Origin of the sequence: Zoogloea sp. 1C4, from assembly GCF_009469605.1 — a bacterium.
Taxonomy (GTDB): Bacteria; Pseudomonadota; Gammaproteobacteria; order Burkholderiales; family Rhodocyclaceae; genus Zoogloea; species Zoogloea oryzae.
Genome location: NZ_SSXU01000001.1, coordinates 276,476 through 288,335, shown reverse-complemented (window position 1 = coordinate 288,335; position 11,860 = coordinate 276,476). Strand labels below are relative to the sequence as shown.

General features: G+C 64.3%; 10 protein-coding genes. All 10 read right to left on the bottom strand.

Annotation, left to right across the window (positions count from 1 at the left end; translation table 11 throughout):
- Nucleotides 1–2 precede the first annotated feature (2 nt).
- The 10 genes from dnaB to GH681_RS01145 all read right to left on the bottom strand — a co-directional run bounded on the left by dnaB (nt 3) and on the right by GH681_RS01145 (nt 11,778).
- Nucleotides 3–1,379, bottom strand: a complete 1,377-nt coding sequence (dnaB, locus tag GH681_RS01190; RefSeq protein WP_194271098.1) for a replicative DNA helicase — start codon at nt 1,377–1,379, stop codon at nt 3–5.
- Complete coding sequence (locus GH681_RS01185; RefSeq protein ID WP_194271097.1) at nt 1,376–2,122, bottom strand: helix-turn-helix domain-containing protein; 747 nt, start codon at nt 2,120–2,122, stop codon at nt 1,376–1,378. Before GH681_RS01185 ends, dnaB begins: the two co-directional genes overlap by 4 nt.
- Before the next feature lie 174 nt (nt 2,123–2,296).
- Nucleotides 2,297–2,527: a hypothetical protein gene (locus GH681_RS01180; protein WP_153159627.1), complete on the bottom strand. Its 231-nt coding sequence runs from the start codon at nt 2,525–2,527 to the stop codon at nt 2,297–2,299.
- Nucleotides 2,528–2,748: 221 nt separating this feature from the next.
- Nucleotides 2,749–3,465, bottom strand: coding sequence for a hypothetical protein (locus GH681_RS01175; protein WP_153159626.1), 717 nt, complete (start codon nt 3,463–3,465; stop codon nt 2,749–2,751).
- A gap of 104 nt (nt 3,466–3,569) precedes the next feature.
- Nucleotides 3,570–3,848 (bottom strand): HigA family addiction module antitoxin, encoded by a 279-nt coding sequence (locus tag GH681_RS01170; protein WP_228111730.1) that lies wholly within the window; start codon nt 3,846–3,848, stop codon nt 3,570–3,572.
- Nucleotides 3,849–3,864: 16 nt separating this feature from the next.
- Nucleotides 3,865–4,143 carry a type II toxin-antitoxin system RelE/ParE family toxin gene (locus GH681_RS01165; protein WP_153159624.1) on the bottom strand — a complete coding sequence of 93 codons (279 nt, stop codon included), beginning with the start codon at nt 4,141–4,143 and terminating at the stop codon, nt 3,865–3,867.
- A 31-nt stretch (nt 4,144–4,174) separates the two neighbouring features.
- Nucleotides 4,175–5,572 carry an integrase family protein gene (locus tag GH681_RS01160; protein ID WP_153159623.1) on the bottom strand — a complete coding sequence of 466 codons (1,398 nt, stop codon included), beginning with the start codon at nt 5,570–5,572 and terminating at the stop codon, nt 4,175–4,177.
- A gap of 475 nt (nt 5,573–6,047) precedes the next feature.
- Nucleotides 6,048–7,484, bottom strand: coding sequence for an efflux transporter outer membrane subunit (locus GH681_RS01155; RefSeq protein ID WP_153159622.1), 1,437 nt, complete (start codon nt 7,482–7,484; stop codon nt 6,048–6,050).
- 3 nt (nt 7,485–7,487) lie between these two features.
- A complete protein-coding gene (locus GH681_RS01150; protein WP_153159621.1) occupies nt 7,488–10,613 on the bottom strand; it encodes a multidrug efflux RND transporter permease subunit in 3,126 nt (1,041 codons plus the stop codon).
- 13 nt (nt 10,614–10,626) lie between these two features.
- The gene (locus tag GH681_RS01145; RefSeq protein WP_153159620.1) at nt 10,627–11,778 is read right to left on the bottom strand and encodes an efflux RND transporter periplasmic adaptor subunit; all 1,152 of its coding nucleotides are present in this window, start codon (nt 11,776–11,778) and stop codon (nt 10,627–10,629) included.
- Nucleotides 11,779–11,860 lie beyond the last annotated feature (82 nt).

Here is an 11,860-nt window from a genome sequence, read left to right as displayed (position 1 = left end):
TCTCATTCAGGGAATCCCCTAGACGACTTGCCGGAGGGGACTGTATTGGATGGCACGGAGCCATAGTGGTCTCTGAAGCGCATCCGCGGGCCGTCCAGGGCGAGTAGGCATTCCCCGGTTGGGCCGTTGCGGTTCTTCCGGATGAAAAGCTGCGCCAATCCCTCCCACTCCGGCGCCGTGCGGTTCATATCCTCGCGGTGGAGCATGGCCACGATGTCGGCGTCCTGCTCTATCTCGCCAGAATCCCGGAGGTCGGCGAGGGTCGGCTGGCGGTTCGGCCGGGTTTCGCTGGCACGGTTAAGCTGGGCGAGGGCAATTACCGGCACCTGCAATTCCTTGGCCAGCGCCTTCAGGCCGCGGGAGATGCTGCCGACCTCTTGCGCCCGGTTGTCGCCGGTGCCGCGCATCAGGCCGAGGTAGTCGATCACCACCAGCCCCAGGCCTTGGGCACGCCGGATGCGTCGGGCCTTGGCGCGGACATAGGCGACCGTGACGGCAGGGGTATCGTCGATGAACATCGGCCAGGCCATTGAGGCGCCCACCGCAGTGCTCATGTTGTCCCAGTCGTCCCGGGCGCTGGTGCCAGCACGCATGGCCTGCACTGACACGCCGGAGCGCGCCGCCAGGATGCGGGCGGCGATCTCGCGCCGGGTCATCTCAAGGGTGAAGAACAGCACTGGGGTGCCGCCGGCTGCCGCGTGGGAGGCGATGTTGCAGCCGGCGACGGTCTTGCCGACGCTGGGGCGGGCGGCCACGATCACCAACTGCCCGGGCTCCAGGCCGCCGGTCATCTCGTCGAAGCGCCGGAAGCCGGTGGCAAGGCCGGCGATGTTGCCGCCACGCTCCCGCCGGGCCTCTACGTCGGCGAGCACGTCGCAGAGCGCGTCCTGCAGCCGTACCGGCTCGGTTTCGCTGTGGTCCACCAGCGCTTGCATGGAGGCTTCAGCTTCGGCGGCGATGTCGGCTGGGGAGCGGCCCGCCGGGCTCGTGCAGCCGGCCAGCACATCGGCGGCGATCTGCTGCAGGCCGCGCAGGGTGGCCCGCTCGCGGATCGTGGCGGCGTAGCTGCGGGCGTTGGCCGCCGTGAAGCCACCGTTGGCGATATCTCCCAGGTAAGCGAGGCCACCGGTCTGCTTGCGCTCGCCGCGGGCTTCCAGCGCGTCGGCAACGGTCAGCAGATCGACCGGCTTGCCGGCATCGTGCAAGGCCTTGGCAGCGGAGAAAATCAGGTGATGGTCGGCGCGGTAGAAGTCACTGGCGCTGACGGTGCCCTCGATGCGGTCGAGTACCGGGCCACCGTGGGTCAGGATCGCACCAAGCAGGCCGTGTTCCGCCTCAAGGGAATGGGGCGGGAGATTGTGCAGGTCGGGGGCGTTCATGCTGCGGCCTCCCGGTGATACTTCCCTTCGATGATCTTCACGAAGTTCGTTGGCGAGACGATCCATTCGAGATCCAGCTCAAACGGCGGCCGGCCCGCGCTGGCAGTCTTGCCAGTGAGGAAGTCCGACTCGGCGACGTAGCCGAAGAACTTTCCCCACCATTCGAGGCTCTGGCGCTTCGGGTCTTCCTTCCAACGGGCGCGTAGTTTCGCCTTGCGGGTGTCGTTCCAGATTCGTACCTGGCGGCCTGTCGGCAGGGTCTGGTGGTACAGATCAATGATCTGCTGATGTGGGCAATGGTCGGCAGCTTTGCTGCTGACAGGCGGCTCGTCCGCAATCAACTGACGGTTCTTTGACGGTTCACTGACGGTTCGTCTCCCATGGGTGGGAGGGGTGCCCTCCCGTGGGCGGGAGGGGTTAGGGACATCGGCGGGAGCCCTCCCACCAGCGGGAGCCCTCCCATCGGCGGGAGGGGTAAGCCGGTCAAGAGCGATCTGATATCGGCGGGACATCCCCCCGCCGGTCTGGCCGCCGATTACGCGCAGGAATCCCGCCTCTTCCAGATTGTGCACAATGCGCCGGGCCTGCTTCTCGGAAAGGCGGGTCTTGCGGCCGATGCTTGCCATTGAGGGAAAGCAGCGACCTTCATCGTCGGACCAGTCCGCCAGCGCCAGGAGCGCCAGCAGCTCGGAGCCTCCGCCGGGGAAGCCGTCCCAAACCTTGGATAAAGTGCGGACGCTCATTTCATACTCCCGCTTTCTCGGCCGCTTGTCGGAGGCGTCGCTCGTATTCCAGGTGATCGAGGGTGCGCGGGATCTGCGCTTTGAGCCGCTCGTATAGGTGCCAGTCTGGCCAGATTGGCACACCTCGACGGGGCCGCTTGGCATCCCGATTGCCTGTGTTTTTGACGGCGGTCATCACGCCACCTCGCCATTCAGGAGTGCATCGACGGCGGCTGCGTCCCAAATCAAAAAACGATTCCGGGCTTTTTGGGGGCGAACGCCGAAGTAATGCCCGTCGCGGCAAACGGCGGCGCGCAACGTCTGCGGGCGAACCTTCAGGATCGTGGCGGCTTCTTCGGTGGAGTAGGTGCGCAGGATGGACGCATAGTCCGTACGCAGGGTGGTGGGGATCGTTGCTGCTTGCATTCGCGGGTCTCCTGCTTGAAGCCATCGCTGAGAGTCGCCGGATGCGATCCAATCAACGTTGGTGAACGCCACTTCACAGGTGGGGAAGGCGGAGAGACGGTGATCGCCAGCGGAATGCAAAAAAGCCCGAAGCCCGCGTCAATGCTGGGTTTCAGGCTTCTATTTTTGCGGTGGGAGAAAATAGTTTGTGGGAACCCCACAATTCCCATGTTTCACAGGCCCTATTTTGGTTTTTCCCTCCACCATTTTGAGCCCTGTAAGGCGTCTCGCTTGATAGTGTTGTGGTTGTCAAAGCGTCCTCTTGGCCCGTGAATCCCGCGCTCTTGCATTTTTTCCATCACTCGTCTGGCGTATCCGTCAAGCGAGTCGCGGGTTTGCTGCTTTGTGTCGTGGTCGAAAAGTTCGTCAGCAATGGCGCGGGCATGATCTTTCCAGTTGCCGGAGGCTTCTGCACTCGCATCACCCGCAGCCGGCTCCCGCTGCTTGCCATGGATGCCGCTACCACCGAAAACTCGACGTTCAGACTCGGCGACAGCTCGTTTCTTTACCCTCGAATGAATCTCACTGGCAATCCTTCTGAGTTCATCGCCGCTTATACGCAGCATCGCCTGATTCAGTTCAACGGTGTGATTGAGCTTGATCCACTCGTTGGGATCGCTGGGGTGGCCGACTGAGGAAAATCGTACCGAGCCTCGTCCTGCAATTAAATGGCAATCATTGGACGATAACTGAACGAACCCTTCGTAAAAGTTTTTCAGCACTCCGAACCCTCGGCCAGAAGGCCGGGGAATAGATCCTTCAGGCACCACAACATGAAACGCGGCCTTCCCACGCACACCAAGTTCAAGAACTTGTCGGGCAGTTAGCGCAATGTTGCCAAGTTCGTTCGATAGCCAGCTTGCAGCCTCATCAAGCGTGTTCCATGCATACGGTCCCATTGCTTTGCGCTCCTTCCGGCGCCCTTCAAGTTGGGTGCCGCGCCAGGCGGGTAAAGGTGTCCCGCTTTTCGGTTGGCCGACCTAGGCGCGGCGGTGGTGCTCGGTCAGGCGGCGATGCGTGCCACGGGCGCCCGATCCTTGGCGCGTTGGCTGGCTGCCCAAAGGTCGCGCTGGGTTTGCAGGCGCAGCCAGTAGCCGGGCGAGGTGCCGAGGGCTTCATGCAGGCGCAGGTCCATGTCGGCAGTAACGGCGGCGTGACCGTTCAGGATGCGGGAGAGCATGACGCGGCTGATGCCGACATGGGCGGCGAAGGCCGTCACGCTCATAGATAGGTCTTCCAGCCAGCCGGCCAGGATTTCGCCAGGAGTCGAAGGGTCGTGCATGTCCATGTGTCGGGCCTCAGTGGTAATCCAGATAATCGAGCAGTTCCACGTTTCCACCCTCGAAGCGGAACACAAGCCGCCAGTTGGCTTGCACCGTCATGGCAAGGAAGCCGGCGCGGTCGCCAGACAGGCCATGCAGGCGCCAGGACGGGCGGGCGAGGTCTTCCGGGCCGGCGGCGGCGTTCAGTGCGGTCAGCATGTCCCGCAGGCGCTTGGCGTGAATCGGCTGAATGCCGGCTTGCTTTCCGGTGAGGAAGAAGGTTTCCAGCCCCTTGTGGCGGAACGATAGAATCATAGACCGTAAATCCTCGCTTTACAATTCACGTTCAGCCCACCACCCGCAGCCCCGGTACCTGCTCCCCGGCCGGCTGCTCGATACCGGCCTCGTCGAGAACCCACCGTTCGATTTTCGTGTGCCACATGCGCAGCAAGTCGAGGGGGCGCTTCTTGTAGTGCTTCTCCCGTGTTGCGCTGGGCTTGTGCCCCTGAATCTGCGCAACAACGCCTTCCGGGGCTTCTACCCATTCGGCGAGCGTCGAGAAGCTGCGGCGGAGTCCCTGAATCGTCAAGCCGGGGATGCCGGCCGCGTCGACCGCCTTATCGTGCGCCTTGCGCGGCTCTTCGATGTGTCCAGATTCTGACTTCCGACTCCAAAAGACGAACTCAGAAGGATTCCACGACTTCAGGTCGTTCTCGACCTTCTTACCGTCAAGAATACGGTACTGCGGCGGAGGGGTTTCGTTGAGTGCCTTGAGCTTCAGCAACAAGCTCTTGACGTACGGCGTGAGGGGAATGGTTCGCGTCCCATCGAGGCCGCCCTTGCTTTCGTCCTTGTCCCGCACGGTCATGGCATTCCATCTGAAGTCCACTTCGTCCCAGCGCAGTGCCGTCATCTCGTTGCGGCGCGGGCCGGTCAGCAGCACGACCTGCAGGTAAGCGGACAGAATCGGGCTTAGCTTCCTCACTTCTGCGAACCACGGTCGGATCTGCTCCTTCTGCAAGCAGTCATCCCGTGCGGACGCCTTCGGTAAAGTCTCCTTGGCCAGGCGCGGCGCGCAGGCGTCGGCGTGCACTTGATCGCTATATTCCGGGCGGTCGCTGCACCAGTTGAGGAATGCCCTCAGCAGCCGGAAGGCCAGGGCGGCAGAGGTCGCACGCTTTGCAGTCTCGTCTTCCAACCAAGCGCGGACGCGCGTGGCATCAATCTGGGCCAAGGGCAGCACCAGGAGCGGCCGGAGGGCGCCGGGCAGTGTGGTGTCCTTCTCGCCCTTCCTGCGGCCTCTGGTGCGTTTCTCGCCGCCTTCCTTGCTCATGTCCTCATGAGCGGCGAGGTGACGCGCACCCCATCGCGGCCGGCGGGACTCGAGATAGGCCTCCCATGCCTCAAGGGCAGGGGCCTCCACGCGGTGGGCCTCTTCGCGTTTGGCCTCGATGGCGGCGATGCGCTCGGCCTTCTCTTGGCGGGGGTCGATGCCTTGATCAGTTAGCGCCTGCAAGCGGCGCGCCTCGGCCCGGGCGTCGTCCAAGTTCCACGTCTTAACGTCACCGATGGTGACGCGAATCGTCCGCCGGTTCAGTTTGGATTCGAAGACGAAGGACTTAGATCCAGACGTTGCACGCACGGCGAGCCTGGGCGCGTCGGTGTCCCAAAGAAAGGCCTGCTTTGCATCGGCGGGGCACGAGAAGCGGCGGATTCTGTCGAGGGTCAGTCGTTCGCGTTGCATGGCGTCGGCTCCTGAGCTGGCTACATGGACAGTCCGTGTAGCCACTGTGTAGCCAGATTTTAGCAATGTCCATCAACTCGAATCAACGTCATTGGAACAAAAAATCAACTATTACAATGATTTGTTGATTTTTTGAGCATCCCCATCAACGTCAATAAATGTGCTTACCTTCTGATTCGTAATCAGTAGGTCACCAGTTCGATTCCGGTCAGCAGCACCAAAGAAAACAACGGGTTAGGCTTCGGCCTAGCCCGTTTTGTTTTGCGCGTTACTGACCGGTTTCTTTCCGGCTGTCGTCGGGGTATCTGCCGGGCGTTGTTTCTACGAAAACGTCTGGGGCATGCGGTGTAGCGATGGGGCTGGCGTGACGGCACGCGGCGCCTGCATCACGACGTTGCTGCTGGGGCGACTGCTCGAACACAACTTCCATATCCCTGAGTCCATCCCGGCCGCCGCAGCCTGCCCAGTGCGCTGTCTAAAGTCTGGGCGACTTGATGGGCGCAGCCTGCTCGGCCAATGTCGCATCAGCAGTGGTTTCCTGCAGGCCACCACCGAGGGCTTTGTAGAGCGAAAGGGTGCTCTTGAAGGCGAGGCGCTGCAGGCTCAGCAGGCTCTGTCGGGCCGCGTACGCCTGGCGCTGTGCGTCCAGTAGTTCGAGGCGGCTGTCCTGTCCGGCGCGGTAGCGCAGGCTGGACAGCTCGCGCCGGCGCTCCGCGCTGGCGACTACCCGTTGCTGGGCTTCGATCTGCCGGGTCAGTGTGGCCTGGGCGGCGAGGCCGTCGGCGACTTCCCGAAAGGCTGTCTGAATCGATTTTTCGTATTCCGCAACCGCAGTGGAGCGCCGGGCCTGGGCGAGATCCAGTGCCGCCTCGAGGCGGCCGTGGTTGAACAGCGGCTGACTCAATTGTGGAGTGAAGCCCCAGGCGAGCTGGCTGCCCTGGAATAGGCTGCCGAGAGCCGGGCTGGCGTAGCCCAGCGTTGCGGTGAGCGAGAGGCGCGGAAAAAACGCGGCTCGGGCGGCGCCTATGTCGGCATTGGCCGCACGCAGGTTTTGTTCTGCCTGCAGGATGTCCGGGCGGCGCAGCAGGAGGTCCGAGGGCAGGCCGGGAGGTAGCGCAGTAGGTACTACGGGTTGATCGTCCAGCGGCATGCCGGCGGGTAAATCGCCGGGTATGGCCGTTCCAAGGAGGACGGTGAGCGCGTTGCGAGCCTGCTTGAGGTCTCGTCGTCGGCCTTCGAGATCGGCCTCGGCAGAAGCAACCTGACCTTCCGCCTGGGCAACATCGAGGCCGCTGTTCTGCTTTGCGTCCTTCAGCAGGCGCGCCAGATTCAGGGATTGGCGCCAGTCCGCCAGAGTGGTCTCCGTAAGGCGCAGCTGTTCCATCGCCATACGCTCTTCGATGTAGGCATCTGCGACGGCGGCAACCAGGCTGATACGGGCAGAGCGGGCCGCCTCGGCACTTGCCAGATAGCGCGCCAGCGCCGCCTCGGACAGCGCCCGCACGCGGCCGAAAAGATCGATTTCGAACGCGCTGATGGCGACGCCTGCCGCATGGGTGCCTTGCGCGATGGTGGGTATGCTCCGGTTTGCCGGCGTACGCTCCCGCCCGCTGCGCAGGTTGGCATCCACCTGCGGAAGCAGGGCGCTTCGCTCGATGCCGTACTGGGCGCGTACGGCATCCATGTTCAGGACGGCGATGCGCAGATCCCGGTTGTTGTCGAGCGCCGTGGCGATCAGTGCTTGCAGACGCGGGTCGCCGAACATCTGTCGCCAGCCCAGATCGGCGGCGTTGCCGGCGGTGTCGGTGCCATCGGCATACACGGCGGCAATCGGTAGCGCCGGACGCTCAAGTGGCGGGGTCAGTGCACAGCCGCCCAGCAGCAGGGCCAGCGAGGTGTAGAGGTGGTGCATGGTTCAGTTCTCGTGCGGGATCGTCCGGGCCTTGCCCGCGCGTCGTGGCAGCCGCGCCTGAAATCCCAGGACAAAGACGAAGAAGACTGGAACGAAGAACACGGCCAGCAGCGTCGCCGTGATCATTCCGCCAAACACGCCGGTGCCGATTGCGTGCTGTGTTTCCGCGCCGGCGCCACTGGCCAGCATCAAGGGCACGACGCCCAGTGCGAAGGCCAGCGAGGTCATCAGGATCGGGCGCAAGCGCAGCCGGGAGGCTTCCACGGCGGCGTCGATCAGGGTCATGCCCTGCTCGCGCAGTTGTCTGGCGAACTCGATGATCAGGATGGCGTTCTTGGCGGAAAGACCGATGACCGTGATCATTCCGACCTTGAAGAACACGTCGTTGGGCATGCCGCGCAGGCTGACCGCCAGGACCGCCCCGATCAAGCCGAGCGGGATGACCAGCATGACTGAGAGGGGGATCGCCCAGCTCTCGTAAAGCGCGGCCAGCACAAGGAAGACGACCAGCATCGACAGGGCGATCAGCATGGGCGCCTGGGCGGCCGACTCGCGCTCCTGCAATGATTGACCCGTCCATTCGACCGCAAATCCGGCGGGCAGCTGCGCCACCATGGCTTCCATGGCCGCCATCGCCTCACCGCTTGAAACGCCCGGTGCGGCGCTCCCCGCGATACGCACCGCGGGATAGCCCTTGTAGCGGATGAGCTGTAGCGGTGCATCGGTCCACACCGGCGTCACCACTTCGCCCAGCGGCACCATGCCGCCGGCGTTGTTGCGGACGTAGAGTTTCAGGATGTCCTCCACCTGCATGCGTGCCCGGGCGTCGGCCTGGATGATGACCTGCTGCATCCGTCCCGCATTGGGAAAGTCGTTGACGTACAGCGAGCCCATGGCCGTGGACAGGGTGTCGCTGATGCTGGCAAAGGAAACGCCCAGCGCCTCGGCTTTCTGGCGGTCGATGTCCAGGCGGACATTGCTTCCCGGGGCGAGCCCCTCCGGGTAGGCCATTGCAATGGCCGGGTTCTGCGCAGCCATCGCGAGTAGGGCGTCCTGCGCTTTCATGAGGGCGCTGAAGCCCTGGTTGGCTCTATCCTGGAGGCGCATGCTGAAACCGGACGACGTGCCCAGTTCCTCAATGGCTGGCGGCATCAGGTTCATGACCATGCCCTCCGCCGTATGCGCCATCGCCGCCTGGGCGAGGCCGACCTCTTCCTGGGCCGTGGCGCCTTCGCGGTGTTCCCATTCCTTCATGTTCGAGAAGATGACGGCTGCGTTGGGGCCGGCCCCCGAGAAGCTGAAGCCGAGTACCGACTGGGTGGACGCAATGCCGGGACGGGTGGCCGCGTGCGCCTCGAACGTCTTGACGATTTCGAGGGTGCGTTCCGTGGTGGCATCCGATGGGAGCTGGATGGACGTCATGAAGTAGCCCTGATCCTCCTCCGGCAGGAAGGCGGAGGGCAGCCGATCCAGACTCACGCCCAGCGCCGCGACCAGGGCGGCGAACAGCACCATGACCCGGCCGCTCCGCTTGACGAGGCCCAGCACACCGTGCTCGTAGAGCTCGGTCAGCCGGCTGAAGCGCTGGTTGAACCAGCCGAAGAAACCCCGCGCCGGCCGATGTCCGGCCACCGGTTTGAGCAGGGTGGCGCACAGGGCCGGTGTCAGGCTGAGGGCGAGGAACGCCGAGAACAGGATGGCGACGGCCATGGACAGCGAGAACTGGCGGTAGATGACCCCCACCGAGCCACTGGCGAAGGCCATCGGGATGAATACCGCGATCAGCACCAGGGTGATGCCGACGATGGCGCCGCTGATCTCCTTCATGGCCTTCTGCGTTGCGTCCCGTGGCGACAGGCCTTCATGCGCCATGAGTCGCTCGACGTTTTCCACGACCACGATCGCGTCATCCACGATGATGCCGATCGCCAGCACCATCCCGAACATCGTCAGCACGTTGATTGAAAAGCCCGCCACCAGCATCACGGCAAACGTGCCGAGGAGGGCGATGGGCGCAACGATGGCAGGGATCAGGGTGTAGCGGATGTTCTGGAGGAACAGGTACATCACCAGGAACACCAGCACCATTGCCTCGAGCAGCGTCTGGACGACCTGCTCGATCGAGATCTGCACGAACGGGGCGGTGTCGAAGGGCACGGAGTAGCTGATTCCGGCCGGCATCGAAGCGGAGAGTTCCGCCAGGCGCGCGCGGACCGCTGCGGCGGTACGAACCGCATTCGCCCCGGGGGCCAGCTGCACCGCCAGCGCCGAACCGGGCTGGCCGTTCTCGCGGATGGACTCGGCGTAGGTCTGCGCACCAAGCTCGATCCGCGCGACGTCGCCGAGGACCACCTTGGCGCCGTCCGGGCTGGCTTTCAGCACGATCGCGGCGAACTGCTCGGGGGTCTGCAGTTGCCCCTGAACCGTTACCGGAATGGTCACCCGCTGTCCGGTCACCGTCGGTGCGCCGCCCACGCGGCCCGGGGCGATCTGGGCGTTCTGGCGGGTGATCGCGTCGCTGAGGTCGCCCATCGAGAGCTGGTAAGACTGCAGCCGCGCCGGATCAACCCAGATCCGCATGGCCCGCTCCGAGCCGAACAGCTGGACCCGCCCGACGCCTTCGACGCGCCGCAGTTCTTCAACCACGTTGCGCGCCAGATAGTCGCTCAGCGCGACTTCGTCGTACTGCCCGTCGGTGGCCTTCAGCCCCACGATCATCAGGAAGGACGAGGCCGCGGATTCAAACTTGAGTCCGTTCTGGCGGACCACGGCCGGAAGCCTCGGTTCGACGGTCTTGATGCGGTTCTGCACGTCCACCTGCGCGAGCTCGGGATGGGTACCGGGTTTGAAGGTGATCCGGATCTCCGCCGAGCCGGAGGTGTCGGTGGACGATTCGAAGTAGAGCAGGTTCTTGACGCTGGACAGCTCCCGCTCGATGAGACCGACAACCGCGTCGTTCATGGTCTGGGGTGTGGCGCCGGGATACGCCGCGTAGATGCTGACCGCGGGCGGTGCGACGCTGGGATAGCGGGCGATCGGGAGTTTCGGGATCGCGATGAGACCGAGCAGGATGATGAAGAGCGCCACGACCCATGCAAAGACGGGTCGGCTGATGAAAAAGGCGGGCATGCTCGATCCTTTCTCAGTGCTTCGCCATGTCGGGCGAGGGCGGCGCGCCCTTCCACGGTTGCTCGGTCACGGCGTCGCCCTCCTTGAGGCGATCCAGCCCCTCCACGACGAGCTTGTCGCCTGTCTTCAGGCCACCGGAAACAAGGTAGTGCCCATCCACCAGCTGGCCGAGCTGGACAGCCTTCTGGTGTGCCTTGCCCGATCCGTCGATGACCCAGACGCGGGCCAGCCCGTCGCCGGCCCGGAGTATCGACTGCTGCGGAACCAGCATCCCCTCGGTCGCCCCACCCTGGGGAACCCGGGCGCGGACGTACATGCCCGGGAGCAGCTGGCGCTCGGTGTTCTCGACGCGAATCCGCAGCACCACGTCGCCGGTTCCCGCGTCCACGTTGATGCCCGAGAACAGGATTTGACCCTTGACCGGATAGGGATTGCCCTGGGCGTCGAGGATCGTGGCCTGGTCGTCGGGCCCGTGAGGCCGGCCCGCCGATCGACGCAGGACTTCGAGCCGCGACGCCGGCTGACGGACATCCACATACACCTGGTCAATCTGCTGGATGCGCGCCATCGGTGCCGTATCGGTGGTACCCACCAGGGCGCCTTCGGTCACCATCTCCTCGCCGATACGTCCCGAGATCGGTGCCCGGATGGTGGCGAAGCCGAGATCCAGCTGCTTGCGTGCCTGCGTTGCGCGGGCCTGGGCGACATCGGCCGCAGCCTGATTGCGCTGGGATACCGCGTCATCGTAGAGCTGACGGCTCACCGCGTCGGCCTCGACCAGGGGTTCGAGGCGTTCGACCTGCAACCTGACGCGTTCGAGTGCCGCCACGGCACGCTTGAGGGCCGCCTCCGAACTCTCGACCTCTGCCTTGAAGGGGGCCGGGTTGATCTGAAACAATGCCTGCCCCTCGCGCACCTCTGCGCCCTGCTCGAAAAGACGGCGTAGTACGATGCCGCCAACCTGGGGGCGGATCTCTGCGCTTCGCACGGCGGCAACTCGCCCCGGCAGTTCGTCCTGCAGGCGGACGGAAGTGCGCGCGACCTGCATGGTGGAGACGAGCGGCGGCTCGGGAGCTTGCGCCGGCGGCTCCCCGGAAGTGCAGGCCGAAAGTGCCACGGAGAGCCCAAGCAGCGAAATGCTGCGAAGAAGCGTTGTATGTCTCATGGAAGATCGGGGCTGGCCGGGCTTGACGCGACGTGGGCCGAACATCAAACCGCGAGCTTAGGCGCGCAGTGTTGGGCTTCAG